This window comes from Nitrospirillum guaranorum (assembly GCF_034653275.1).
In the GTDB taxonomy this organism is placed as follows: Bacteria; Pseudomonadota; Alphaproteobacteria; order Azospirillales; family Azospirillaceae; genus Nitrospirillum.
Genome location: NZ_JAYEES010000004.1, coordinates 135,515 through 160,586, shown reverse-complemented (window position 1 = coordinate 160,586; position 25,072 = coordinate 135,515). Strand labels below are relative to the sequence as shown.

At 69.0% G+C, this 25,072-nt stretch carries 24 protein-coding genes, 1 tRNA gene and 1 pseudogene; 9 read left to right on the top strand and 17 right to left on the bottom strand.

Annotated elements, in window-relative coordinates; genetic code table 11:
• Positions 1 to 92 precede the first annotated feature (92 nt).
• On the top strand, positions 93 to 524 hold the full coding sequence (locus UAJ10_RS22485) for an OsmC family protein (RefSeq protein ID WP_004272298.1): 432 nt from the start codon (positions 93 to 95) through the stop codon (positions 522 to 524).
• Between the two features lie 207 nt (positions 525 to 731).
• On the opposite strand, the gene UAJ10_RS22480 is transcribed toward UAJ10_RS22485, so the two are convergent.
• Positions 732 to 2,126 carry a class II 3-deoxy-7-phosphoheptulonate synthase gene (locus UAJ10_RS22480; protein ID WP_322917500.1) on the bottom strand — a complete coding sequence of 465 codons (1,395 nt, stop codon included), beginning with the start codon at positions 2,124 to 2,126 and terminating at the stop codon, positions 732 to 734.
• Positions 2,127 to 2,469: 343 nt separating this feature from the next.
• Between UAJ10_RS22480 and UAJ10_RS22475 the strand changes: the two genes are divergently transcribed.
• From UAJ10_RS22475 to UAJ10_RS22460, 4 genes are all read left to right on the top strand, one after another.
• The gene (locus UAJ10_RS22475) at positions 2,470 to 4,440 is read left to right on the top strand and encodes a S8 family serine peptidase (protein WP_322917499.1); all 1,971 of its coding nucleotides are present in this window, start codon (positions 2,470 to 2,472) and stop codon (positions 4,438 to 4,440) included.
• Positions 4,440 to 4,862 (top strand): hypothetical protein, encoded by a 423-nt coding sequence (locus UAJ10_RS22470; protein WP_322917498.1) that lies wholly within the window; start codon positions 4,440 to 4,442, stop codon positions 4,860 to 4,862. Before UAJ10_RS22475 ends, UAJ10_RS22470 begins: the two co-directional genes overlap by 1 nt.
• 116 nt (positions 4,863 to 4,978) lie before the next feature.
• Positions 4,979 to 5,485: a DUF1993 domain-containing protein gene (locus UAJ10_RS22465; protein WP_322917497.1), complete on the top strand. Its 507-nt coding sequence runs from the start codon at positions 4,979 to 4,981 to the stop codon at positions 5,483 to 5,485.
• A gap of 169 nt (positions 5,486 to 5,654) precedes the next feature.
• Positions 5,655 to 6,269: a glutathione S-transferase family protein gene (locus UAJ10_RS22460; protein WP_322917496.1), complete on the top strand. Its 615-nt coding sequence runs from the start codon at positions 5,655 to 5,657 to the stop codon at positions 6,267 to 6,269.
• 53 nt (positions 6,270 to 6,322) lie between these two features.
• Here UAJ10_RS22460 and UAJ10_RS22455 read toward each other — a convergent pair whose 3' ends face one another.
• The 6 genes from UAJ10_RS22455 to UAJ10_RS22430 all read right to left on the bottom strand — a co-directional run bounded on the left by UAJ10_RS22455 (position 6,323) and on the right by UAJ10_RS22430 (position 11,590).
• Positions 6,323 to 6,859 carry an alpha/beta fold hydrolase gene (locus UAJ10_RS22455; protein WP_322917495.1) on the bottom strand — a complete coding sequence of 179 codons (537 nt, stop codon included), beginning with the start codon at positions 6,857 to 6,859 and terminating at the stop codon, positions 6,323 to 6,325.
• Positions 6,856 to 7,206 (bottom strand): alpha/beta fold hydrolase, encoded by a 351-nt coding sequence (locus tag UAJ10_RS22450; protein WP_322917494.1) that lies wholly within the window; start codon positions 7,204 to 7,206, stop codon positions 6,856 to 6,858. Before UAJ10_RS22450 ends, UAJ10_RS22455 begins: the two co-directional genes overlap by 4 nt.
• A gap of 265 nt (positions 7,207 to 7,471) precedes the next feature.
• On the bottom strand, positions 7,472 to 8,608 hold the full coding sequence (locus UAJ10_RS22445; protein WP_322917492.1) for a hypothetical protein: 1,137 nt from the start codon (positions 8,606 to 8,608) through the stop codon (positions 7,472 to 7,474).
• 11 nt (positions 8,609 to 8,619) lie between these two features.
• A complete protein-coding gene (locus tag UAJ10_RS22440; RefSeq protein ID WP_322917491.1) occupies positions 8,620 to 9,924 on the bottom strand; it encodes a metal-dependent hydrolase family protein in 1,305 nt (434 codons plus the stop codon).
• Between the two features lie 4 nt (positions 9,925 to 9,928).
• Positions 9,929 to 11,041, bottom strand: coding sequence for an isoaspartyl peptidase/L-asparaginase family protein (locus UAJ10_RS22435; protein ID WP_322917490.1), 1,113 nt, complete (start codon positions 11,039 to 11,041; stop codon positions 9,929 to 9,931).
• Positions 11,042 to 11,140: 99 nt separating this feature from the next.
• The gene (locus tag UAJ10_RS22430) at positions 11,141 to 11,590 is read right to left on the bottom strand and encodes a phenylacetaldoxime dehydratase family protein (protein WP_322917489.1); all 450 of its coding nucleotides are present in this window, start codon (positions 11,588 to 11,590) and stop codon (positions 11,141 to 11,143) included.
• A 62-nt stretch (positions 11,591 to 11,652) separates the two neighbouring features.
• Here UAJ10_RS22430 and UAJ10_RS22425 point away from each other — a divergent pair, with 62 nt between their 5' ends.
• Together UAJ10_RS22425 and UAJ10_RS22420 are read left to right on the top strand one after the other, a co-directional pair.
• On the top strand, positions 11,653 to 12,234 hold the full coding sequence (locus tag UAJ10_RS22425; RefSeq protein WP_322917488.1) for a TetR/AcrR family transcriptional regulator: 582 nt from the start codon (positions 11,653 to 11,655) through the stop codon (positions 12,232 to 12,234).
• An 82-nt stretch (positions 12,235 to 12,316) separates the two neighbouring features.
• On the top strand, positions 12,317 to 13,654 hold the full coding sequence (locus tag UAJ10_RS22420) for an AmpG family muropeptide MFS transporter (RefSeq protein ID WP_322917487.1): 1,338 nt from the start codon (positions 12,317 to 12,319) through the stop codon (positions 13,652 to 13,654).
• Here UAJ10_RS22420 and UAJ10_RS22415 read toward each other — a convergent pair.
• Positions 13,624 to 14,208 carry a hypothetical protein gene (locus tag UAJ10_RS22415; RefSeq protein ID WP_322917486.1) on the bottom strand — a complete coding sequence of 195 codons (585 nt, stop codon included), beginning with the start codon at positions 14,206 to 14,208 and terminating at the stop codon, positions 13,624 to 13,626. The genes UAJ10_RS22420 and UAJ10_RS22415 overlap by 31 nt on opposite strands.
• Positions 14,209 to 14,464: 256 nt before the next feature.
• On the opposite strand from UAJ10_RS22415, the gene UAJ10_RS22410 reads away from it, so the two are divergent.
• Positions 14,465 to 14,539: transfer RNA gene (locus UAJ10_RS22410), tRNA-Met, on the top strand.
• Positions 14,540 to 14,641: 102 nt separating this feature from the next.
• Here UAJ10_RS22410 and UAJ10_RS22405 read toward each other — a convergent pair.
• From UAJ10_RS22405 to UAJ10_RS22385, 5 genes are all read right to left on the bottom strand, one after another.
• Positions 14,642 to 15,175 carry an META domain-containing protein gene (locus UAJ10_RS22405; RefSeq protein ID WP_322917485.1) on the bottom strand — a complete coding sequence of 178 codons (534 nt, stop codon included), beginning with the start codon at positions 15,173 to 15,175 and terminating at the stop codon, positions 14,642 to 14,644.
• Positions 15,176 to 15,292: 117 nt separating this feature from the next.
• Positions 15,293 to 16,327, bottom strand: a complete 1,035-nt coding sequence (locus tag UAJ10_RS22400; RefSeq protein ID WP_322917484.1) for an alpha/beta hydrolase family protein — start codon at positions 16,325 to 16,327, stop codon at positions 15,293 to 15,295.
• 50 nt (positions 16,328 to 16,377) lie between these two features.
• Positions 16,378 to 17,253, bottom strand: coding sequence for a class I SAM-dependent methyltransferase (locus UAJ10_RS22395; RefSeq protein WP_322917483.1), 876 nt, complete (start codon positions 17,251 to 17,253; stop codon positions 16,378 to 16,380).
• Positions 17,254 to 17,305: 52 nt separating this feature from the next.
• Positions 17,306 to 18,469 carry a tRNA 2-thiouridine(34) synthase MnmA gene (gene mnmA, locus UAJ10_RS22390; protein WP_322917482.1) on the bottom strand — a complete coding sequence of 388 codons (1,164 nt, stop codon included), beginning with the start codon at positions 18,467 to 18,469 and terminating at the stop codon, positions 17,306 to 17,308.
• A 114-nt stretch (positions 18,470 to 18,583) separates the two neighbouring features.
• Positions 18,584 to 18,898, bottom strand: a complete 315-nt coding sequence (locus UAJ10_RS22385; protein ID WP_040848268.1) for a ferredoxin family 2Fe-2S iron-sulfur cluster binding protein — start codon at positions 18,896 to 18,898, stop codon at positions 18,584 to 18,586.
• A gap of 317 nt (positions 18,899 to 19,215) precedes the next feature.
• Here UAJ10_RS22385 and UAJ10_RS22380 point away from each other — a divergent pair, with 317 nt between their 5' ends.
• A complete protein-coding gene (locus tag UAJ10_RS22380) occupies positions 19,216 to 21,240 on the top strand; it encodes a CocE/NonD family hydrolase (protein WP_322917481.1) in 2,025 nt (674 codons plus the stop codon).
• A gap of 24 nt (positions 21,241 to 21,264) precedes the next feature.
• Here UAJ10_RS22380 and UAJ10_RS22375 read toward each other — a convergent pair.
• The 4 genes and pseudogenes from UAJ10_RS22375 to cysE all read right to left on the bottom strand — a co-directional run.
• Positions 21,265 to 21,999, bottom strand: a pseudogene (locus UAJ10_RS22375) (YoaK family protein); the annotation flags it as partial.
• Between the two features lie 180 nt (positions 22,000 to 22,179).
• Positions 22,180 to 22,860 carry a hypothetical protein gene (locus UAJ10_RS22370; protein WP_322917480.1) on the bottom strand — a complete coding sequence of 227 codons (681 nt, stop codon included), beginning with the start codon at positions 22,858 to 22,860 and terminating at the stop codon, positions 22,180 to 22,182.
• A gap of 81 nt (positions 22,861 to 22,941) precedes the next feature.
• The gene (locus tag UAJ10_RS22365; protein ID WP_322917479.1) at positions 22,942 to 24,111 is read right to left on the bottom strand and encodes a cysteine desulfurase family protein; all 1,170 of its coding nucleotides are present in this window, start codon (positions 24,109 to 24,111) and stop codon (positions 22,942 to 22,944) included.
• Positions 24,111 to 24,896 carry a serine O-acetyltransferase gene (gene cysE, locus UAJ10_RS22360; RefSeq protein ID WP_322917478.1) on the bottom strand — a complete coding sequence of 262 codons (786 nt, stop codon included), beginning with the start codon at positions 24,894 to 24,896 and terminating at the stop codon, positions 24,111 to 24,113. The genes UAJ10_RS22365 and cysE overlap by 1 nt, the downstream gene beginning before the upstream one ends.
• Between the last annotated feature and the right edge of the window lie 176 nt (positions 24,897 to 25,072).

Genomic DNA, 25,072 nt, shown 5'->3' with positions numbered 1-25,072 from the left:
AACTGACACGATAGCTTGCTACTCTACCCCCAGCGCCCAGGCCGTCGATAGAGCGGCCAAGGGTGTATTCCATTGCATCGAGGAGGATCGTCATGGCCCAGTTGAAGCGCACCGCGAACGCCGTCTGGCACGGGACCGGCAAGGATGGCGACGGCACCTTGACGACGCAGAGCGCCACGCTGTCCAGCGTGCCCTATTCTTACATCGCCCGCTTCGGCGATGGCAAAGGCACCAACCCCGAAGAACTGATCGCCGCCGCCCATGCCGGCTGCTTCAGCATGGCGCTGGCCTTCATGCTGTCCGGCGCCGGCTTCACCCCGGAGGAAATCAAGTCCGACGCGGTGCTGACGATGGAGGGTGAAGGGGGCGGCTGGCGCATCTCCGCCGTGAAGCTGACGGTGCGCGCCAAGATCCCGGGCATCGAGCCCGGCAAGTTCCAGGACTTGGCCGCCGAGGCCAAGGCCAACTGCCCGGTGTCGCGCGTGCTGAACGCCGAGATCACCCTGGACGCGGCCTTGGCTTGATGCGCCCTCAAGCGGCGGGCGCCGGCATCCGCCGGCTTGCCTTGTCCTCGATTTCCAGTTCGCTCCGCTCCCCGGAAATCTGCGGCGCCCGCGGTCGCGGGCTATCCCTGGGCGCGGTCGCCCATGCGCAGGGCCATTAGGTGTAGCAAATAAAACGGGCGGGGCCGTGAGGCCCCGCCCGTTTTCATTCCGGTATCGAAACAGCCCTTACTCGGCAGCCTCGGTCCGCCGCGGCTGGCCGGAGCGGGAGGCCTTGAGCCCCTCCGCCACCAGGAAGGCCAGTTCCAGCGCCTGGTTGGCGTTCAGGCGCGGGTCGCAGGCGGTGTGGTAGCGCTGGGCCAGCGCGTGCTCGGTGATGGCCTGGGCGCCACCAGTGCACTCCGTCACGTCCTGGCCGGTCATCTCGAAATGCACGCCGCCGGCATGCACGCCTTCAGCCCGGCAGGCCTCGAAGAAGCCCCGCACCTCGGCCAAAATGCGCTCGAAGGGCCTTGTCTTGTAGCCCGTCGCCGACTTGATGGTGTTGCCGTGCATGGGGTCGCAGCTCCACACCACGGTGCGGCCTTCGTCGCGCACGCGGCGCAGCAGCGGCGCCAGCTTATCGCCCACCTTGTCATGGCCCATGCGGGCGATCAGGGTCAGGCGGCCAGCCTCGTCCGTCGGGTTCAGGATGTCGATCAGGCGGATCAGCTCATCCGGGTCCGTGGTCGGGCCGCACTTCAGGCCGATGGGGTTTTTCACGCCGCGCAGGAATTCCACATGCGCGCCATCGGGCTGGCGGGTGCGGTCGCCGATCCACAGCATGTGGGCGGAAACGTCGTACCAATCGCCCGTGGTGCTGTCGACGCGGGTCAGCGCCTGCTCATAGGGCAGCAGCAGGGCCTCATGGCTGGTGAAGAACTCCGTCTCGCGGATCTGGGCGGTGGTCTCCGCCGTGATGCCGCAGGCGGCCATGAAGGCCAGCGCCTCATCCAGGCGGTTGGCCAGGTCGCGGTAGCGCTCGCCCTGCGGGCTGCGGTCGACGAAGCCCAGGTTCCACTGGTGCACCTTGTGCAGGTCGGCATAGCCGCCCTGGGCGAAGGCGCGCAGCAGGTTCAACGTGCTGGCGGCCTGGTTGTAGGCCTGCACCATGCGCTCCGGATCCGGCACCCGCGCGTCGGCCGTGAAGTCGAAGCCGTTGATGATGTCGCCACGGTAGGAAGGCAGTGAGACGCCGCCGATATCCTCCAGGTCGGCGGAGCGCGGCTTGGCAAACTGGCCGGCCATGCGGCCCACCTTCACCACCGGGGTGGCGCCGCCGAAGGTCAGCACCACCGCCATCTGCAGCATCACGCGGAAGGTGTCGCGGATGTTGTTGGGATGGAACTCGGCGAAGCTTTCGGCGCAGTCGCCACCCTGCAGCAGAAAGCCCTGACCCTTGGCCACCCGCGCCAGGTGATCCTTCAGGCGCCTGGCCTCGCCGGCGAAGACCAGCGGCGGATAGTTGGCGAGGCGAGCCTCCACAGCTTCCAGGCGCCGGGTGTCGGGATAGGCCGGCATCTGCCGCACTTCCCGAGACCGCCAGCTATCGGGCGCCCAGCGCCCCGCCTTTTCCAGTGCCATGACCCACCTCGTGAAACCCGAAAAACCGGCCGGAATTCCAAGACTTTAAGAGTAGCGACGGAGGTATCCGACGGTCGCGGGCGCGAACGCCCCTTCAAGTCTGGCAGCAAGCCGGTCTCGTTATGTACTGCCCCGTTTTATACTTTTCCAGTCTTCTTGAGGGCCTTTCGCGCATTACTGTTACCCGGCAAACGCGGTTGCCCGTCCCCGCACGTCTTGAACAAGTGGCCACCCTATCCAGATGGCCGAGTCACAGCCTAGCCGGAATGGCGTAGGCTGACCGCCATCGCGCGCCCAGAACGGGCCGTTCATCAGGCCCCAAAGGCGGCCGGGAGAGCATAACATGACGGCCCAGAACAGGCGCCCCCGCGCCCCCCTGATCCGCCTGGCCCGGCTGGGGCTGCTGATGGGCGCCGGCCTGATGGGTGCCGGCCTGCCCGGCGTCGCCGCGGCGCAGACCTACGCCACCGGCTACTCCGCCGGCTGGTGGTCGCAACTGGGCCTGACCAACGCCATCGAGGTGGCGGCCACCGGCGGCAGCGGCGTCACCATCGGCTTGGTCGATACCGGCGTGGTGGCGACCCAGGCGGACGTCACTGGCCGCGTGTCCACCGCCTCCGCCTGCGCCGCCCGCTCCTTCACCTGCCCCAAGGGCTACACCGACGATAACGGGCACGGCACCGCCACGGCCGCCATCGCCGCCGGCGCCGTCACCAGCACGGGGGCCGGCATGGCCGGCGTGGCGCCCAAGGCCACCATCCTGTCGGAAAAGGCGCTGAACGTCAGCGGCAGCGGGACGGATGCGGATGTCGCCAACGGCATCACCAAGGCCGCCGACGCCGGCGCCAAGGTCATCAACCTGTCGCTGACCTACCTGCCCACCAGCGGCATCGTCACCGCCATCAACTACGCCGCGGCCAAGGGCGCCGTGCTGGTGTTCGCCGGCGGCAATTCCGCCACCATCCTGAACGGCGGCGCCAATTCCACCGGCCTGTCGGCGGCCGCCCTGAGCCACCTGGCCTTCGCCGGGTCGGTCAGCGGCGCCAACAAGCTGTCCAGCTTTTCCAACACGCCCGGTGCCGGTTATGCCGTCGCGGGGACGACGCGGGTCAGCTACGCCTCCCTCTGGCTGATGGCGCCGGGGGAAAGCATCGTCGCCCCCGGCATCCAATACGGCAGCAACGCCCTGGCCTATTGGAGCGGCACGTCCATGGCCGCCCCCATGGTGTCCGGCGCCGTCGCCTTGCTGGAGGCCACCTGGCCCGTGCTGTACCGCAACGGCACCGCCACCGCCGTGCTGTTCGCCTCGGCCACCGACATGGGCGTGAAGGGTGTGGACAACACCTACGGCAACGGTCTTATGAACCTGACGGCGGCGTTCAAGCCGTTGGGCACCCTGTCGGTGGTGGAGGCCAATGGCAAGTCGTTGCCCGTCACCAGCCTGACGGGCAGCCTGATCACCGGCGGCGCCCTGGGCGCGCTGGGCAGCATCAGCGCCCAACTGGCCAGCTACACCGCCTTCGATGGATATCAGCGCAACTTCACCGTCAATCTCAGCGGCCTGATCGCCAAGCAGCCGGTCTCCGCCTCCTCCATCACCGCGGCGCTGCCCGCCCCCACCGTCACCACCAGCAGCACCAAGTTCGCCGATGGCGGCAGCCTGATGCTGGCCTACACCGGCAGCCCCGGCCTGGACGTCGTCGGTCGTCTGCAACCGCTGGCCCAACCCCTGGCACCACGCGATGGCTACGCCGGGCATGACGGCTGGGCCCTGGCCTACAGCCAGGGCGGCCTGACGCTCGCGGCCGGCCAGGGCTTCCCCGCCGCCGCCTCCTTCGCGCAGGCGTTGTGGGGCGACGGCACGCCGGTGGCGGACGCCGCCGGCACCCTGGGCGTGTCAACCGCGCTGACCGGGCTGGCCCAGGGCGGCGGCTTTGCGGCGCTGGGCGCCGACCTGGACGGCTGGGTGGGACGCGCCCTGGGCGGCGCCCATCTGGCGCTCAGCTGGTCCGGCGCGCCGGGCGCCGACGGCCTGTCCCGGCGCGACTTGGCGGGCGGCGACTGGAACCCCTGGCGCGGGCCCGTGCTGACCGGCGGCGGGCTGGATCGGCAGGCCGATGCCGTGGCCGCCGGCCTGAACTGGACCCTGGGGCCGGGCTGGACCACCAGCCTGTCGGCCAGCCTGCTGGATGAACGCGACGGCCTTCTGGGCAGCCGCTATCGCGGCGGCGGGGTGCTGGGCCTGGGCGACCATAACGACACCGTTTCCCTGGGGCTGGCCACCGCCGTCACCGTGTGGCGGGGGGCAGCCTGATGCTGGACGCCAGTCTGGCCCGCACCGGCGCGGCGGACAGCGCCCACGGCGTCATCAGTGGCATCGGGCCGCTGCTGGCCCGATCCTATGGCCTGGCGCTGGCCCAGCGCGACGCGGTGACGGGGGGCGACAGCCTGACGGCCGTGTGGCGCCGCCCCCTGCGCGTGGTCGCCGGCACCGCCACCCTGCTGATGACCAGCGTGGACGACCAGGGCTATGCCACCACAACGCCCACGCGGGTGTCGCTGCGGCCGGACGGGGCGGAAACCGACATGGCGCTGAGCTACGCCGCCCCCGTGGCCACCGGCAGCTGGGGCCAGACGCTGAGCGTGAACGGCAGCCTGGAGCTGCGCCAGGACGCCGGCAACATCCGGGGCCTGACCGACCGGGTGGCGCGCGTCGGCCTCAACCTCCGCTTTTAAAGGGCGTTCGCCACACCGGTCATGTAAAATTCAAGCGCAAGGGTGATCGGGCGCACATCCGTCCCATCGGGCGCCCGTATCTTGGCCGCCATTCCAACCCTATCGGAGTGCACCCGATGTCGCTTTCCATGTACCAGGCGTCCGTGCCGGTGTTCCTGCGCCTTCTGGGCAACCTGTCCGCCATCCTGGACAAGGCCGTGGCCCATGCCGAGGCCAAGAAGATCGACCCGGCGGTGCTCGTGAACGCCCGCCTGGCCCCCGACATGCACCCGCTGGCCCGCCAGATCCAGATCGCCAGCGACGCCGCCAAGGGCGCCGCCGCCCGCCTGGCCGGCGTCGACGTCCCCAGCTTCCCCGATACCGAGACCACCTTCGCCGACCTGCAGGCCCGCATCGCCAAGACGGTCGATTTCCTGAAGAGCGTGACCCCGGCCCAAATCGACGGCAGTGAGGAACGCACCATCACTCTGAAGATCCGGGGCGAGGACGTGCACTTCCCCGGCCAGGCCTTCCTGCTGTTCTTCGCCATCCCCAACTTCTTTTTCCACGTCACCACCGCCTACGACATCCTGCGTCACAACGGCGTGGAACTGGGCAAGATGGACTTCCTGGGCCGCCCGTAAGCGACACCCGGCTTTACCAGTGACGAAAGGCGGCGTCCTCGGGGGCGCCGCCTTTTTTCGTCCCCGCACCCATGCGGCAGACTATTTGTAAGGGACGCGCCTGCTACTGCCATATCCTGTCAGTAGCAGGCGATAAAGTCACTCCCGACACCAAACCCGGGAGGCACGAATGCTCACCTTCTTCCATTGCCCACATACCCGCTCGTCCAGCATCCACTACCTGCTGGAGGAACTGGGCGTGCCCTATGAAAGCGAGATCATCGACATACGCGCCGAGGGCGGCGCGCCGGAAAGCTATCGCGCCATCCAGCCGCACAAGAAGGTGCCCGCCATCCGGCACACCACATCCCATGGGGAGGTGGTGGTGACGGAGCGCGCGGCCATCACCCTCTACCTGGCGGACGCCTTCCCCCAAGCCGGGCTCGCCCCCGCCTTGGACGACCCGCGCCGCGGCCCCTACCTGACCAGCGTCATCTACGTCGATTCCGTGGTGGACCCCTGCCTGGTGGCGCACATGAACCAGTGGCCCTACGACGGCAAGGGCGCGGCCTACGGCAAGTTCGAGGACATGGTGGCCAATCTGGAGCGCACGCTGGGCGCCCATGACTACGCCGTGGGCGACCGCTTCACCGCCGCCGACACCCAGTGGGGCGTCATGATGTACTGGGCCCTGGACGTCATGGGCCTGTTCAAGGACAAGCCCATCTTCCGCGCCTATCTCAACCGCCTGGCCGAACGCCCGGCCTTCCAACGCTTCGCCAAGGCGATGGCGGTGGCGGCCTGACCCCACGGCGACCCAAAAGCCGACTTGGGGGCGCCGGGCCGTATCGGCGCCCCCTAAACACCCCAACCTTTTACGGTGAGAACCGCATCGGCAAATTTTTGGGGGGCTTCCCAGGGCAGGTTGTGCCCGCACTCGACGATCCGGTGCTCATGCCTGGCCTTGAACATCTTGGAATGGCCGGCGGTACCGCCCGGCTTGAGCGGATCTTGCGTTCCGTCGAGGGTGATGGCGGGCACGTTGATCGGCGGCTTGTCACGAAGCCGCCCCTCAAGACCGGCGAAGGCAGGGTCACCCTCGGCCAACCCGAAGCCGAAGCGGTAGGAGTGGATCACGACATCGACAAAATCCGGATTGTCGAACGAAGCCGCCGTCCGCTCAAATGTGGCATCATCGAACGCCCATCCGGGCGACCACTGCGCCCAAAGGATACGACATAGCTCACGTCGGTGGAGGTCCAGACATTCGCGGCCTCGCTCGTGCTGGAAAAGGTGTTGATACCAGACGGCTTGCTCCTGGGCGGGCGGATAGGCGTGACCGAGCCTTTCCACATCGATGATGTCGTATCCGGCGTACGAAACCAGACCCGTCACCCGTTCCGGCCAGAGCGCGGTCGCGACGCAGGAGGCCAGTCCCCCCAGTCATAACCAGCCAGGATGGCCCGCTCAATTCCAAGAGCGTCCAGCATCTGAACGGCGTCGTGGCCCAACGCCGATTGCTGACCGCTTCGCATCGTCGCGTCCGACAGGAATCGCGTCGGCCCGAAACCTCGGAGATAGGGCACGATGACCCTTGCGCCAGCACCCGCCAAGACGGGAGCGACCTCGTCGTAAGCGTGGACGTCATAGGGAAAGCCATGCGACAGCACGACCGGCCAACCATCGCTCTCGCCATATTCAAGATAAGATATCCGCAAGACATCGGTATCGATGAAATTCATGGGATTCCTTTCAGCATCTGGGCGCACCCCACGGGTCTAGGCGGAGGCGCACCGCAGAGGTGAAGCTTCGCCCACGTCGACCAGTTCCAGACCCGACACACCAGCGAATGGAAATCCCACACGGGAACGAAGCGCGCCTGTCGGCAAACGGTCGCGTCAACAGACGAACGGCAACACCGGATATGCCGGCGATGGATTGCAGCCCGGATGGTCCCGCTTCGCCTGGGCGGCGGCGAAGGCTTGAGACAGGCTGGACCAGAATACCTTAAAGCTCGACCTCTCGGCCCCGGTCGGAATCGCGATCAGGGTCGTGGCGCCCGCCACCGGCAAGCGCCTCAAGACGCGGTACCAACGGGTCGCGTGCCTGCGCGAGACGGCATCGAATGAAAGCGATGCGGTTTCTAATGGAGCGGTCGGAATCCTGTTCCAGCAAGGCCAGCAATGGCCCCCACATTTCCCAGGCAGCCGCATCCTCGCGCCCCAATGCTTGGGCCAGGGTTGCCGCCGCCAGACGGCGAACGACCACGGAGCGGTCGCGGGCTGCCTGTTCCAGGTAGTGGCTCTTGGAGGCTGGGCGGGCGACGGGTCTGGTCGCATACTGCCGAATTGGGCGGTAGATATTGAACGGCTTGTTGATCATCTCCCGATCCCACCCCTCCGGCCACGCGGCCTGCGCTTCGATCAGGGTGTGCAGGGCCACCATGCGCACGATGGGTTGAACCGCGTTCGTGGCGAGGGCGGGCAGATGGCTATCCATGTAGGGCTGACGCAAGGCCTGGCGCAGCACGCTGCCCACAGGCCCATGGGTGGCGCCGCCTATGCGGCGGGCCAGGGCATCGGCCATTTCCGGCCTCATGAGGAACAGGTTTTCCGGATCGCTTTGGGGTTCAAGCCGCCACCGCCCCCAGGTTGGCACGCGGGCCAACAGGAAAAAGGCGGTATCGGCCATACCTTCGGGCCCCACGTGGGCCGCCACTCTCGCGACACAACGGCGGGCGGCGGCCCGTACCGCCGCAACCCAGTCGTTCTGCCGGTAGGCGATCGCGGCGATCCAGAATACCCCTGGCGGCGCCTCGTCTATCTTGTGTAGTGCGGCTTCCCGTAAGTGCCCATCACGATGAAATAGAAACAGGTACTCAAGGCCCGGCGTTGTGCGAAGCAGGTCTCTTTCCCCTTGGACACCGCCCAGCCATCGCTGCAAGAACTTCAACGGCGCCGGTGGCACGGGCACGAGGGCGTCGCGAATAAATTGCCCCGCCGCCGCCAGCTTCTGGGGCGGTAGGTCGGCCAGCAGGGACACGGCCCGCCGCACGCGATCCTCACGCGCTCGGCCTTGCGTCAGGTCGCTCTCCAGACGCCATAGCGCCTCATCGATCGCTTCAGGCAGGCTCCACAGTTGCATGCCCCTTCCCCTCACGGCTTGCGATACACGACACCACCCTTCATGACGAAGACGACGTGGCCCACGGCGTCGATGTCCTGGGTGGGGTCGCCGTTCACCGCCACCAGGTCGGCCAGCAGGCCGGCGTGGATGCGGCCCAGGTGGTCGGCCTGGCCCAGGATGCGGGCATTGGTGGCCGTGGCCGCCGTCAGGGCCTGGGCCGGGGTCATGCCGTAGCGCACCATCCACGCCAGCTCGCGCGCGTTCTCGCCATGGGCGAAGACGCCCACGTCGCTGCCGCAGCCGATGGTGACCCCCGCCTTCAAGGCACGGCGGAAGGCGGCCTCCGCCGCCTGCATGGCCGGCGTCGGAGGGGACTGGCCGGGGATGTAGCCCTTGAAATAGCGGCTGGTGGCCTCCGGCGCCGTCAGGGTGGGCAGGTAGGCGACGCCCCGCCTGGCCATTTCCTTGAAGGTGGCGTCGGTGCCGCCATAGCCATGCTCGATGGTGTCCACGCCGGCCAGCACGGCCCGGCGCATGCCCTCATCCGACGCCGCGTGCGCGGCCACCGGGCGGCCGGTGTCGTGGGCGGCGGCGATCAGGGCCGCCATCTCCGCCTGGCTGAAGGTGGGACGGGTGCCACCGTCCGGCCCGGTGCGGTAGTCGGCGTAGAACTTGATCCAATCCGCGCCGCGCGCCGCCTGGCCGCGGGCGGCGGCGGCCACCGCCGCCTCACCGCTCGCCTCCTCCGCGCCTTGGGGCAGGTCCATGTCCTCACGGAACTTGGCAACGGAGGGGCCGTAGGCGCCGCTGGCGACGATGGCCCGGGTGGCGACAAACAGGCGCGGACCGGGGACGAGCCCATCCTCGATGGCTTTCTTCAGGCCGACGTCGGCATAGCCCGCCCCCTCCGTGCCCAAATCACGCAGGGTGGTGAAGCCCGCCATCAGGGTGGCGGTGGCCTGCCGCCCCGCCCGCAGGGTGCGGTAGGACAGGCTTTCGCGCAGCACCTGGTCGTCCCACGGCGCCTCGTTATAGGGGTGCAGGAAGAGGTGGGAATGCAGGTCGATCAGGCCGGGCAGCAGCGTGGCGCCCGGCAAGTCCAGCACCGTGACGCCGGCCGGCGCGCCCAGCGACGCCTCCGGCCCCACGGCCTGGATATGGTCGCCCTGCACCAGCACGGCCCAGCCGGCGTGGGGTGCCGCCTCCTCCGCCGTCCAGACCTGGGCCGGGCGGATCAGCAGCAGGGCATCGTCCGCCCGCGCGGCCAGCGGCAGCAGGGACAGGACAGCGGCCACACAGGCCGCGAGCAGCCGGCGCATCGGCTCAAGGTTCATCGGCTCAGGGTTCATTCTGGGGGTGGGCCTTGGCGGCGCCCTCGTCCTTGAAGATGCCGAATTCGGCCGTGCCGCCCTGCTTCACCCGGATGCGGTACATGCCGGTGGTGTTGAAGCCCCAAGCCAGCGTGCCGTCGGGGGCGGCGGCGATGACGCCGCCGTCGCCGCCCAGGGCCGTCAACCGGTGCTGGATGACCTCATCCACCGCCGCCTGCAGCTTCATATGCTGGTACTGCACCAGCGCGCAGATCTCGCGCGCAACGGTCAAGCGGATGAAATACTCGCCCGACCCGGTGGCCGACACGGCGCAGGACTGGTTGGAGGCATAGGTTCCGGCGCCGATGATGGGGCTGTCGCCGATGCGGCCCGGCCGCTTGGCCGTCATGCCGCCGGTGGAGGTGGCGGCGGCCACGTTGCCCTTGGCGTCCACGGCGACAGCGCCCACGGTGCCGAAGCGATGGGCGTCCGCCGGTTCGAAGTTCCTGAGGTCCAGCAGGGTGTGCTTGTCCGGTTCCGCCGGGGCGCCCTGCGGACGCGGCGGCACGGGTAGGCCCTTCTCCGTCAGTTCCTTCACCAGCGCCTGCCAGCGCCGCTCGGTGAAGAACCAGGCGGGGTCGGCCTGTTCCAGGCCCGCCTCCTTGGAAAAGGCGTCCGCGCCCTCGCCCGCCAGCATGACATGTGGCGTCTTTTCCATGACGGCCCGGGCCAGGCTGATGGGGTGGCGGGTGTGGGTGACGGTGGCGACGGAGCCCGCTTTCAGGGTGGCGCCGTCCATGATGGCGGCATCCATCTCATTGCGGCCGGCGGCAGTGAAGACCGCACCCCGGCCGGCGTTGAACAGGGGGTCATCCTCCAGCACCTTCAGCGCCGCCTCCACCGCGTCCAGCGCCGTGCCGCCGGACTTCAGCACGGCGGTGCCGGCCTCCAGCGCCGCGGTCATGCCCGCCTGGTAGGCGGCCGCCGCCTCCGGCGTCAGCCTGGCGGGGTCGACCGTGCCAGCGCCGCCGTGCAGCTCCAGCGCCCACGGGTGCGCCTTTTCGGCCGCCGGCGCCGCGCCGGCCAGCAGCGCCCAGCCCAACGTCACGCCCGCCAACAGCCGTAGCCGGTTCGTCCCCATATGCCCCTCCGTCCAACGCGATATCCCAAGCCCCCCGGAAGGGGGCCGCCGATAGTCCCGCAAAACGGACAGGGGATAAAGGCCCCAGTCGGCACGCGCTCAGCCGGCGGCCAGGCGGTCGCGCGCGCTCATGAACGGGCCGGTGGGGGTGCGGGCGGCGGCGAAGGTGCCGAAGCCGATGGGATCGGGCATGTTGACGTACACCGCCTCCATCCCGCCTTGGCGGCGGTAGGTCTCATGCCAGAAGCCCGCGCCGGCGTCCTTGGCCAAGAAATCCCGCCACCAGGTCTTGTGCGGTTCGCTGCGGGTGAAGCGCTCCAAGCTGTCCAGGTCCCGCCAATACTGCCGCATGCCGAGATGGCGCAGGCCGTAGAACAGCTGCTCATGTGCCAGCAAGCCATCGGGAAAATCCCGGGCGACGCGGTTCAGGCCACGCCCCAGCCGGGCCAGGCCCAGCAGCCCGCGCAGGCTGTTCACATGAAAGCCCAGGTAGATCACCACCAGGTCCGGATAGGCGGACAGGTCGACCGAAGCGCGGCGCTGTTGCATGACAGCCTCCCCTTGAAGTTTACTTCGTAAACATGCCAGCATTTAAAGTGAGGATGTTTACAGTGTCAACAGAGAAGGCGGGCTATCATCATGGCAACCTGCGCGACGCCCTGGTGCGCACGGCCCTGGCCCTGCTGGAGGAAAGCGGGGTGGAGGCCCTGACCCTGCGGGCGGCGGCGCGGGGGGCCGGGGTGTCGGCCATGGCGCCCTACCGCCATTTCGCCGACAAGGCCGATTTGCTGGCGGCGGTGGCGGAGCAAGGCTACGCCGACCTGCGCGACCGGCTGGCCCGGGCCGACATGGCGGCGGACCCACGCCAGGCGCTGGTGGAGCAAGGCGTGGCCTATGTATTGTTCGCGCTGGAGCGCCCAGCCCTGTTCCGCATCATGTTCGGGGCGCCGCTCGGCGACCTGCCGCCAAAGCCGCCCCCCGCCGGAAGCGCTTACGCCATCCTGGCCGCCCGGGTGGCCGGCCTGGTGCCGGAGGAGAAGCGCGAGGCCGCGGTAATGGCCGCCTGGGCCCTGGTCCACGGCCTGGCCTGCCTGATGGTCGATGGCCGCCTTAATCGCCAGACCGGCGCGCCTCCACCCGACGCCCTGGCGCGGCAGGTGACGGGGCTGTTCGCGGCCGGGCTGCCGGTGTGATGGCGTGAAGCCTGGACGGGGGCGTGCCGCGCAGGCGATGATGCCCCCTTTCAACATGTCATTATGGGATAGCGCCGCCTCCATGACCGCACCGTCGATTCCGCCATCCGCCGCACCCGCCGCCGGATGGACCCTCTGGCTGGACCGCCGGGTGCTGACGGTGCTGTTCCTGGGCTTCGCCAGCGGGCTGCCTTATTTCCTGCTGTTCTCCACCCTGTCGGCCTGGCTGACCGAGGTGCACGTCAGCCGCACCGCCATCGGCCTGTTCGCCATGGTGCGTAGCCCATTCATATTCAAACCGCTGTGGGCGCCATTGATCGACCGGCTGCCCCTACCGTGGCTAACGCAGTGCTTGGGTCAACGACGCGGCTGGGCCCTGGTGACCCAGGCGGCCCTGATGCTGGCCTTGCTGGCCATGGCGTCCAGCGACCCCGCCACGAATCTTTACTGGCTGGCTGTGGCCACGATCGCTACCGCCTTCGCTTCCGCTAGCCAGGACATCGTGCTGGATGCGATGCGTGTAGAATTGCTGCCCGACACGCTCATGGGGCCCGGAACCAGCGCCTATATGATCGGCTATCGCCTGGGCATGATCGTGGCCGGGGCTGGCGCCCTGTATCTAGCAACAGTGGTGTCCTGGCCCACTGTGTATGCGATCATGGCAGCGCTGGTCGCTGTAGGCATGGTGACGGTGCTGATCGCTGCGGAACCCACCCACCCACCGATTATGCAGCATCATGACTTTAAGGCTTGGGTCCGCGACGCGGTAATAGCGCCTTTCACCCGCTTCGCCACCCGGCGCGGCTGGCTGGCTATCGTGGTATTCGTCGCGGTCTATAAGATCGGTGACGTGTTTGTGAACGTCATGGCCACCAACTTTTATCTATCTGACGGCTATTCCAAGCTGGAGATCGCCACAGTCTCAAAGCTCTTAGGTCTAGCCTGCGCCATCGGTGGCGCCATCTGCGGCGGGCAGCTAGCAAGTCGGCTGGGTCACATGCGGTCGCTGCTGCTGTGCGGCTGTCTTATGGTTGGCACCAATCTGATGTATGTTGTGCTGGCTACCCAGCCGCATAACATCATTTTGCTAGCTGTGGTGGTCGGACTGGAATTCTTCGCCGGCGGCATGAGTTCGGCAGCCTTCACAAGCTTTCTTTCCCGCCTGTGCGACGCAGGCTTCACGGCCACACAATATGCTCTGCTGTCCAGCCTGGCCACCCTGCCCCTGGACATGCTGGCAGGAAGCAGCGGGATATTGGCCGACCGCCTGGACTCCTGGCCACTGTATTTCACCATTTGTGCGGCCATGGGCATACCTGGTCTACTGATGCTGGGGCTCATGTGCCGTCTGGCGGACATTCGCCATCGTCCAGCGGCAGAAGAAGCCGATCAGGAAGGCCCCCGCCCGATGCCGGCGTAAGGGGCGCCGACGTGATCGGCACGCGGCGCCGCCTCCATCGTCACGGCACCCAGGTCGATGCCGGCGTCCGCCCCCTTGCCTGACAGCCTGACGCTGCCGCCCACCAGGCTGACGGTGTTGGCCACGCCGGCGCCACCGAGGGTGCGGTCCACGCCCGCCAGCAGGCCGCGCAGATTGATGGGACGGTCGGCATAGATCACCGGGTCCAGCACGCGGGTGCGCAGGACCAGCCGGCCGCTGGCGAGGGAGGCCAGCGGGTCCACCTCCACCACCGCGCGGGCGGCGGTGATCGAGGGCCGGTCCGGCGTCAGCGGATTGGCCAGGCTGAGGTCATGCAGCACCAGGCGGGCGATGACGCCGCGCTGCACCTCCGGCTCCGCCCGCACCACCACGCCGCTGGCGGGGTCGTCGCTCACGCGCGCCATGACCGTCTGAGCCCAGCCGGGCAGATCCACGGCGTAAGGGAACACCACCACCAGCACGACCGCCATGAGGATGAGGAACCCCACCAGGCGGAACAGCACGCGGAAGGGGGCCGTGATCAGGGACAGCATGCGGGGTCTGGCGGCGTCCAGGCGGATAGGATGCGGCCGTGACTGTACCGGTGGTATTCTTCCCCGCCACCTGTTCCTCACCGCCCCGATCGACCGGCGCGGTGAGGATCGGGGGCCCGACAAGGGCCCGGTTGGGCGGCGCATCGGACCCATGCCGAAAAATGCGCCGTGGCTTGGGCGAGGGCCTTGACAGCGCCCGGTCAGGTGTCCTACATGACGGCCCTCACCAACGCCGGCCCGTCCGGCGGCGGTCTATGGCAGCGTAGCTCAGTGGTAGAGCAGGGGAATCATAATCCCTTGGTCGGGGGTTCAAATCCCTCCGCTGCTACCAATTCGGTGGTGTCTAACCCGCACCGGCCGCTTACACGAACCCCTGGGGTGACCTGCACGGACCCCAGGGGTTTGTTGTTTCGGGGTCAAATGCCCGAGGCGGCTATTGCGCCGGCACGCCGCCCACGGTGTTACCCACCGAGCCGGGCTCCGGCGCCTCCCCACCCAGGACACGCACGAACAGCAGTTCGTCGCCCTCGCTGCTGGCCAGGGTCAGCGTGTCCAGGTCGCGGCCGGGATCACGGTCGCGGGTCAGGGTGGTGGCGTTGGTCAGAACGTTCAGGTAGTCCTGCTCCAACTTGGCGCGTTCCGGCGACAGGCAGGCCATGCGGGTGGTGGCGGCCGGCAGCACCTGCAGGTACCCTCCGCCCAGGGTGTAGCCGCCGCGATAGCGGTTGCAGCCCGCGCTGCCCGACAGGATGTTGGCCGCCCCATCGCGGCTGAAGCGAATGCTGATCGGCCCGCCGTTGCCGCCGGGCATGAGGGGATAGGCGCCGCCGTTGCGCTGCTGCCAGTGCTGCAGTTCCCATCCCGTGCCGGCCAGATCCTCCGCCGAGACGTTGGACACGGGCGTGGGCATGGAACACCCCATCAGGGCCAGGGCCGCCAGGCACGTGATCGCGACGGTACGCAGCATCCTCTATCCTCCCCAGGAATACCGGCAAGCCCTTGTTCCGCATGCCGAATGTGGAACCGCCAGACTACGCGCGGGCAAAACCGCTGGCGATACCCCCCTTATGCGTGCACCGTCCGGCTAGGGGCCCTTGCCCTCCGGCCTAAGCGGGTCCGTCTTCCAGAACCAGGCGAAGGCGCGGGCGTATTCCGCCCCCGTCTCCGCCGTGCTGCCAGGCGTGACCGCCAGGCTGTGGTCGGCGCCAGGGATGCGCCGCAGGGTAATGTCGCGCCCATCGGCCAACAGGGTGGCCGCCGTCAGCTCCAGTGACAGCAGGGGCGTGGCCTGGTCCTCCGTCCCACCGGCCAGGTAGACGCGCGCCTTGGACCGCCGCAATTCCTCCGTGGCCGAGACGCGCAGGAAGGAACTCCACCGCCGGTAGGGATGGCCCCAGACGAAGGTGGTGGCGTTGTCGGGGTCGGCGTTGATGGCCCGCACCTGGTCCGCCAAGCCATCCAGCCCGTCGCGCCCGACATGGGCCCAGCCGCCGCCCAGGTAGGCGAAGGCGATGATGTCGAACAGCGGGGTGGGCCCGCCGGCGCCGAAGGCCGCGACGTCGGTGATGGTGGGGTCGCGCCCCGCCAGCAGGGCCGCCATGACCGCCCCCTCGGAATGGCCGAAGGCCAGGGTGCGGGCCGCGTCCACCCCCGACTGTGCCCGCGCGTCGGCCAGCGCCGCCTGCAGGGCGGTCAGCCAGCGCTCCGCGGTGAAGTCCTGGTTGAACCGGGCGTCGCAGCCTTCCGCCCCCGCGCCCTTCGCCCCCGCACCCTTCGCCCCCTCGGCCAGGCCGGCATGGGGCTTGTCCACCGCCAGCACGGTGAAACGGCCGTCCTTGAGGGCGGCGCCCAGGGCGAAGAAGCGGGTGCTCTTGCGCCCGTCCGTGTCGTGGAACAGCGCGGCGCAGCCGGACCCTTGGACGATGATGGCCAATGGACGGGGCGGCCCCTGGGGTATGGACAGGTAGTAGGTGATGTCGCGGCCCAGGGTATCGGTGACGTGGTGTTCCAACACCGGCCAGCCCGGCACCGCCGTTCCGGCCGAGGGGGCCGCCACCGCCGCCTCACATGCCATGCATGCCCAGCCCATCAGGGCCAGGCGAACCATCCATCCCCGCATCGTCCACCCCCATGCCACCTGCTTACCGGGGAGTGTATGGAATGCCGGCGTTACAATCCATGGGATGTTGGTGACGGCTCGGTAACGGCCGCATGCACCAGGCGGCTGACCCCGCCCAGGACCAGGCCATCGGCGCGGCCCGCGAAGTAGCGGGGGTTCAGCTCCGCCGGGCCCACGTCCTCCACCGCGCCGTAGCCCAGGCGGCGCAGGTCGGCCGCCAGCGCGTCGGGGGTGAAGAAGCTCCGCCACGGCTCGCCCTCCGCCGCCGCGCGGTCGGCCATGGCCTGGAAGGTGGCCCGGTGGACCTCGGTCAGGCGGTCGGGCGGCAGGCTGTAATCGAAAACGATCGCGCTGCCGGCGGGCAGGGTCGCCACACGACGCAGCGTATCCAGGATGGCGTCCCGTGTCAGATACATGGTGACCCCCAGCCAGGCGACGAAAGCCCGCCGGCCCCAGTCGAACCCCGCGCGGGTCAAGCCGTCCGCCAGGGTGTCGCGCTCGAAATCGATGGCGGCATAGGCCACGTCGGCGGGCGGCACGATGCCCGCCGCCTTCAGCGTTGAACGCTTCCACGCCTGGGTCGCCGGGTGATCGACCTCGAACACCCGCAAGTCGGGATAGGGATTGCGATAGGCGAAGGTATCGAGGCCGGCGCCCAGCACCACGTACTGGTCCACGCCAGCGGCCACGGCCACCGCCAGCCCATCCTCGGCGAAACGGCTGCGCGCCACCAGAGACGCACGCAGGAAACGGGCAGGCGGCGCGCGCAGCCGCGCCTCGTCATTCCGGATGCGTGCCTCGGCGTCCGGCCCCAGGATAGGCAGGGCCACGGGGTCGGCGAAGAGGGCGGGCGCATCCACCAGCTGGTGCGCCGCCCGCAACGCGGCGACCGCCAGGGCGGTACGGCTGGGACGGCCGGTTTCCATGGGAACTCCGGTCCAGAAGGAAGGGCGGCCAGACTACCATAAAGGGAAAGGGCTAGGCCGCACCCACGATCCAGCCACCGCCCAGCACGCGGTCGTCCTGGTAGAAAACGGCGGCCTGGCCGGGGGCGACGCCGAACTGGGGCTGGTCCAGTTCCACGATGGCACCGCCCGGGGCGCCATCCTGGGAATCCCCACCTTGGGAATCCAGGAACAAGCGCGCCGTCAAGGCCGGCTGGGCGGAGCGGAGCTTGACCGCCACCGGGATGCCCTCGGCCGGGGCGGCGCCGCCCAGCCAGTTGACCTCGCGCACGGTCACGCGGGTCCGGGCCAGGGCCGCGCGCGGTCCCACCACCACCTGGGCGCTGGCGGCATCCACGTGCACGACGTACAGCGGGTCGGTGTCGCCGCCCGGTTCCGCCGCCAGGGTGGCGTTGCCGCCCAGGCCCAGGCCCTTGCGCTGGCCCACGGTATAGTTGATGACGCCCTCATGCCGGCCCAGCACGCGGCCGTCGACATGGACGATGTCGCCCGGCGTGACGGCGCCGGGGCGCAGGCGGTTCACCACGGCGGCGTAGGAGCCGTTGGGGACGAAACAGATGTCCTGGCTGTCGGGTTTATCCGCCACCGGCAGGTTGTAGCGGTCGGCCAGCGCCCGGGTTTCCGTCTTGGGCATGCCGCCCAGGGGAAAGCGCAGGAAATCCAGCTGCGCCTGGGTGGTGGCGAACAGGAAGTAGCTCTGATCCTTGGACGGGTCGGCCGCACGGTGCAGTTCCGCCCCGTTGGCGCCCTGCACCCGGCGCACGTAGTGCCCGGTGGCCAGCGCCTCCGCCCCCAGATCCCGTGCCTGGTCCAACAAATCGCGGAACTTGACCCGCTGATTGCAGCGCACGCAGGGGATGGGCGTCTCGCCGCGTAGGTAGCTGTCGGCGAAATCCTGCATCACCGCGTCGGAGAAACGGGATTCGTAGTCCAGGACGTAGTGGGGGATGCCGATGGTCTCGGCCACGCGTGACGCGTCGTAGATGTCCTGGCCGGCGCAGCAGGCCCCCTTGCGCCCCACGGCCATGCCGTGGTCGTACAGCTGCAGGGTGACGCCCACCACGTCGTACCCCTCCTCTTTCAGGAGGGCCGCGGTGACCGAGCTGTCCACCCCGCCGGACATGGCGACCACCACGCGGGTGTCGGCCGGCGCCTTATCGAAGCCTAGGGAATTCATGGGCCCGCATATGGGCCAAGACGCGCCAAAGCGCAAGCGCGGCCTGGGGGTCATTCCCGCAAGGCCGGCCTGTGCGTTTGGAAAATCAATGGGACAAGCGGCGCGGGCGCCGGCTTACTTGGCGCCCGGCAGCTGCACGACCAAGCCGTCCAGCTCTTCGGAGATGCGGATTTGGCAGCCCAGGCGCGAGGTCTTGGTCAGGCCGAACGCCAAGTCCAGCATGTCCTCCTCATCTTCCTTGGCGTCGGGAAGCAGGTCATACCATTCCGGGGCCACCACGACGTGGCAGGTGGAGCAAGCCAGCGAGCCCTCGCAGGCGCCTTCCAGATCGATGTTGTGCCGACGGGCGACCTCCAGGATCGACAGGCCCAGCGGGGCGTCCACCTCGCGGCGGGTTCCATCGGTCTCAACGAACGTCATCTTGGGCATGGCACTGCATCGCTCTAACTAGGGGTTGGCCAACAATCGGGATGTAACCCTGGGGCGCTACGGACGCCCTGCGGATCAGCCTGCTTTGGTAGAGGGCGGCGGGGCGCTTGTAAAGATGGCGTCGCGCATGCCGGCCGCTAAAGGAGGGCGCCCTGCGGCGGTGCGCGTCATGGAATCGAAACGGCCGACGGCTGTTCCTGACCCCGTCCCAATCACCGCTTCCGCCAAGATCCGTAATGGCTTAGCTTGACGGCCAAACGGTTCGGGCGCCAGGCGCCGGACCTCCCGCAACGGGACTTGGCTGGACGGGGAATGGCATGACGATGGGCAAGGGCGCGGTGGGCAAGGGCGCGCGGCGCGCCGTGGTGGCGTTGGGCTTGGCGTTGACGCTGACGGGATCGATGGCGGCGCCGGTGGCGCTGGCCCAGGGGGCGGCCCAGGGGGCGCAACAGGGGCAGGACAAGCCCTACAGCGTGCCGGAGCACTACACCAAGTACGAATACCGCGTTCCCATGCGCGACGGCGTGGAGCTGTTCACCGTCGTCTACGTGCCCAAGGACCAGTCCAAGACCTATCCCTTCCTGATGGTGCGCACGCCCTATGGTGTCGGCGCCCGGGTGGGCAAGGAGCTGTGGTACGGCAGCGAGGCCTACCCCAAGCAGCTGGGCCCGTCGCCGGACTTCGACAAGTCCGGCTACATCTTCGTCTTCCAGGATGTGCGCGGCCGTTTCATGTCCGGCGCCAACTGGGTGGAAATGCGCCCGCACATCGACGTGAAGAAGTCCAAGACGGACACCGACGACAGCAGCGACATGCACGACAGCGTGGACTGGCTGCTGAAGAACGTGCCGGGCAACAATGGCAAGGTCGGCATCTGGGGTATCAGCTACCCGGGCTTTTTCACCTCGGCCAGCATCATCGACAGCCACCCGGCCATCAAGGCCGCCTCCCCCCAGGCGCCGGTGACCGACCTGTACATGGGCGACGACGCCTATCATGGCGGCGCCTACATGCTGGCGGCCAACTTCAGCTTCTATGCCGCGTTCAAGCCGCAGAAGAACCCGACGACCGAGCCGCGCGGCTGGTCGGATTATGATTTCGGCACCACCGACGGCTATGACTTCTACCTGAAGAAGGGCAGCCTGGCGCAGATCAGCGACCTGTTCAGCAAGGAGGACGGGATCAACTGGCGCGAAATGGTCGACCACCCCACCTACGACGAGTACTGGAAGCCGCGCGCCATCGCCCCGCACCTGAAGAACATCAAGGCCGCCGTGCTGACCGTGGGCGGCTGGTTCGACGCGGAGGACCTGCACGGCCCCTTCACCACCTACAACGCCATCGAGGCGCAGAACCCCGGCACGCCCAACAACCTGGTGATCGGCCCCTGGGTGCACGGCGGCTGGGCCCGGTCCTACGGCCGCAAGCTGGGGGCGGTGGACTTCGCGTCGGACACCGGCGACTACTACCGCAAGAATATCCTCTTCCCCTTCTTCGAACAGCATCTGAAGGGCGCGCCCGATGCCAAGCTGGCCAAGGCCACGGTGTTCGAGACGGGCACCAACGTTTGGCGTCAGTACGCGTCGTGGCCGCCCAAGCAGGCGCAGACCCGCACGCTGTACCTGCAGCCCGGCGGCGGCCTGGCCTGGACGGCGCCGGCCGCGGCCAAGAATGGCGCCAAGTTCGACGAATACGTCAGCGACCCGGCCCACCCGGTGCCCTACGTCGGTTATGTCACCACCGACGTGCCCAAGGAGTACATGGTGGCCGACCAGCGCTTCGCCACCACCCGGCCCGATGTGCTGGTCTACCAGACCGCGCCGCTGGAGAACGACGTCACCATCGTCGGGCCGGTGTCGCCGAAGCTGTTCGTCTCCACCTCCGGCACCGACAGCGACTGGGTGGTGAAGCTGATCGACGTCTATCCGCAGGACCTGCCGCCCGGCCAGGCCGGCGGGGCGGACGGCTCCAGCGACCCCAAGGCCGACGTGCCGCCGCCGTCGGTGGACCTGGGCGGCTACCAGCAGCTGGTGCGCGGCGACCCGCTGCGGGGCAAGTTCCGCAACAGCTTCGAAAAGCCGGAACCCATGGTGCCGGACCAGGTGACGCCCATCCGCTACGCCCTGGCCGACGTCAACCACACCTTCCGCCGCGGCCACCGCATCATGGTGCAGATCCAAAGCAGCTGGTTCCCCCTGACGGACCGCAACCCGCAAACCTTCGTCGACATCCCCAACGCCAAGCCGGAGGACTTCAAGGCCGCGCGCGAGCGGGTCTATCGCAGCCCCGACTACCCGTCGGCGCTGGAAGTGCGGGTGATGCCGGGGGTTGGCGCGCCCTGAGCCTCAACGCCGGGCGGGGGCGCGCCGCAGGTCGTCGATCAGCGGCACGACGGCCAGCAGCAACAGCAGCAGGGCCAGCGGCACCGTGACGGAAAAGCCGATGACCTTGAAGCCCAGGGCGCCCAGGACCCCGCCGACGAAGAACGACCCGACCAGGCTGGCCAGCAGGCGCAGCTTGGGCAGATCGGCCTGGACGCGGGTGGCGTCCTGCCCGACGGCCCTGACGGCGTCCGGCGCCCGCCGGTTCCAATAGAGCATCTTGCCCAGCTCGATCCCGATATCCGTCACCATCCCCGTCAGGTGGGTGGTGCGGATGCGGGCACGGGATATCTTGGTGATGATGGCGTTCTGCAGCCCCATGATGAAGCACAGCAGGGGCACGGCCACGTCCAGGAAATAAGGAAGGGCCGGGCGTAGGACGCCCAACGCGCCGAACAACAACAGCAGGGCCGCCTCCAGCGACAGGGGCAGGGCGTATTGGCTGGTGTTGGCCCGGCGGCGGCCCCAATTGATCAGGATGGCGGAACAGGCGGCGCCGGCCAGGAAGGCGCCCAGGGCGCGCAGCCCCATCAAAACCGTGTCCGTGGCGCCCAGCACCAGGTTGTCGGCCAGACCCGACACCACCCCCGACATATGCGAGGTGTACTGGCCCACCGCCAGGAAGCCGCCGGCATTGGTCATGCCCGCGACGAAGCACAAGGCCACGGCCAGTTGCACATCCTCCCGGTCGCCCCGTTCCGGCGCGATCAGGCGTCGCAGGTGATCGAGCGGCCCGGCGGGGCCCGGCCGTCGGGCGGCGCCGTCAAAGGAGGGAACGCCGGTGTAAGTCTTGTCCATGCCCCGCACCCGGTGGCTGCCGGGCGGCCCAGGCGCCGCCCATCCCCAACCATAGCGCCGGAGGGCGGGGGATGATCAAGGACGCGGATAAACGGCCTTTGATCAGTCGGCGTCGGGCGGGGTGACGGCGCCCAGCGCCTCCCCCAGCTGCTGGCACAGGGCCAGGCGCTCGGCCAACGCCGGCACGGCGGCCAGGTTGTCATTGTGGAAGGCGGCGGACAGGTCGACGAGGGTGCCGGCGATGGCGCCGATGACGCCCAGGGTCGCCTGCTCCAGCTGATCCTCATCCACCGGGTTGGCGGCGTGCAGCTCCGCCACCTGGGCCGCCAGGTCGGCCATGTCGGCATCCTCCGGCCCCTTGCCCGGCGTGCCCGGCAGGTCCCCGTCCGGCCGCACCAGGTCCAAAAGATAGCGGGCACGGGCCGCGGGGTCGCGCAAGGTGGCGTAGGCCTGTTCCACCGCCTGGCGGTGCCGGTCGGCCAAGGCGCGTTCCTGGGGGCCGCGCGACTTCAGCCGGTCGGGGTCCAGGATGCGGGTGAAGCCGGCGCGCTGGCGGTCCAGCACCGCGCGCTCCACATCGAAGCGGCGCTCCAGGTTCAGGCGCGCGAAGGCGTCCAGGTCGGCCGGCGGCTGGATCGAGCCGCAGTTGTGGCAGAACAGCGCCCGGCCGGAGACCGGCTTGCCGCAGGCCCAGCAATCGCCCATGCCGCCCGGCACCACGCCGGAGACACCCTGCCCGGCCCCATTCTGCGGGGCTTTGTTCCCACCACTACCCTCGGCCATGCGCCCGCCTACCCCTGCTTCACCCCGCCCCCGGGGAGTCATACCTTAGCCCGGCCGTCTCAAACCAGCCGGGGCGCAACCCTACTGCTGCCGCGCCGTCTGGGAAATGACAGACTGCCTATCCTGTGGCGATAGGTGCGGCTGCTGCGCCGCCGGCGGCGGCGCGCGGCGGCCATGCAGGGCCATCCAGGCTTCGGCGAAACGCCGCACCTCATCCTCGGTGGTCGACCAGCCCAGGCTGACACGGATGGCGCAACCGGCCAGATCCGGCCCCATCCCCATCGCCGCCAGCACGTGGGAGGCCGCGACCTTGCCGCTGGAGCAGGCGGAGCCGCTGCTGACGGCGAAGCCCGCCAGGTCCAGCGCCATCACCTGCGTCTCCCCCCGCCAGCCGGGGGTCACCAGGCAACTGGTGTTGGCCACGCGTTCCACCCCCGCGCCGGCGACCACCAGCTCCGGCGCCGCCGCCCGCAGGCGCGCCTCCAACCCATCGCGCAACGGCGCCAGGCGGTTGAAGGCGGCCGTGTCGCAGGCCGCCGCCGCCGCGCCGAAGCCGACGATGCCGGCCACGTTCTCCGTCCCCGCCCGGCGCCGCCGCTCCTGCCCGCCGCCGCGCAGCAGGGGGGCCAAGGGGGCGCCGTCGCGCACGGCCAGGGCGCCCACCCCCTGGGGCCCGCCGATCTTGTGGGCGGAAACGGTCAGGTAATCGGGGGCGAGGACGGCCCAATCCCAGGCCAGGCGGCCCACCGCCTGGCTGGCGTCGCAGTGGAACAGGGCGCCGTGGCGCCGCGCCAAGGCCGCCACCTCGGCCACCGGCTGGATGACGCCGGTCTCGTTGTTCACGGCCATGAGCGACAGGAAGGCCGGGCGCCCGGCGCCAGCCAGCATCGTGTCCAGCGCGCCCAGGTCGACCACGCCATCCGGAGTGACCGGACAGCGGGTGGCGCCGAGGGTGGCCTCCAGCACGCTGGCGTGCTCGAAGGCGCCGGTGATGACGGGGCGGTGTCCGGCGCTGGCCAGCGCCAGGGCGTTGGCTTCCGTCCCGCTGCCGGTGAAGATCAGGGTGGCGGACGGCAGGTTCAGCAATGCTGCCACCTGGCGGCGCGCCACCTCCACCCGCCGCCGCGCCTCACGCCCCTGCGCATGGACGGAGGACGGGTTGCCCGGCAGGGACAGTACCGCCACCATGGCCGCGACAGCCTCGGGCCGGGGCGGGCAGGTGCCGTTATGGTCGAGATAGATCGACGGCATCAGGATGAACCGGTTGGAAGGGCGGGCCGCTCAGCAGGGGGGCGGCCGGGCTGGCCGCAGTCCTCATCCCCGACACCGGCCCGGATCATCTGCGGGGCGAGCATATCGGGGGCGACCAGGGGGACGAGGGGGGCCGCCTGCTCCAGCTCCTCGATGCGGCGGCTGAGGGTGCTGACCTGGTCGGTCAGCGCCTGCAGGGCGCGGGCGACGGGGTCGGGCAGGTTGTTGCAGGGCGTGCCGTAGGCCAGGAACTGGTCCTTTTCCGTCTTGGCCTTGGCCGTGACGGCGCGGGCGGGAATGCCCACCATGGTGGCGCCCGCCGCCACGTCGGCCACCACGACGGCGTTGGCGCCGATGCGCGCCCCCGACCCGATGGTGACGGCGCCCAGGATCTTGGCGCCCGCGCCGATGATGACGTTGTCGCCCACGGTGGGATGGCGCTTGCCCTTGCTGAGCGAGGTGCCGCCCAAGGTGACCGCGTGATAGAGGTGGACGTTGCGGCCGATCTCCGCCGTTTCCCCGATCACCACGCCCATGCCATGGTCGATGAAGAATCCCTCGCCTATGGTGGCGCCGGGGTGGATTTCGATGCCGGTGCCCATGCGGGCCAAGTGAGAAATGAATTGGCCCAGCGTCGGCCAGCCGTTACGCCAGCAATGGTTGGCCAGACGGTACAAAAGCACAGCATGTAGGCCCGGATAGCACAGCAGCACCTCCAAGGTGGAGCGCGCCGCCGGGTCGCGGGCTTTAATACCCTCGATCTCTTCTTGAAGACGCTTGAACACCGATGCGCTCGCTGTGGTATAAATCGCGCCCGGAATGGTCGTCTGCCATCATCGCAGCCTGGCCGTCCCGAGAAACGGGGGGTCAGATTGTCCGATGCGTCCGCACATGGCTCCAGGAGGCCCAGCCTTGCGATATAAGATCGCGTGCAGGCGGGGTCAAGCGATGCCAGCGCCAC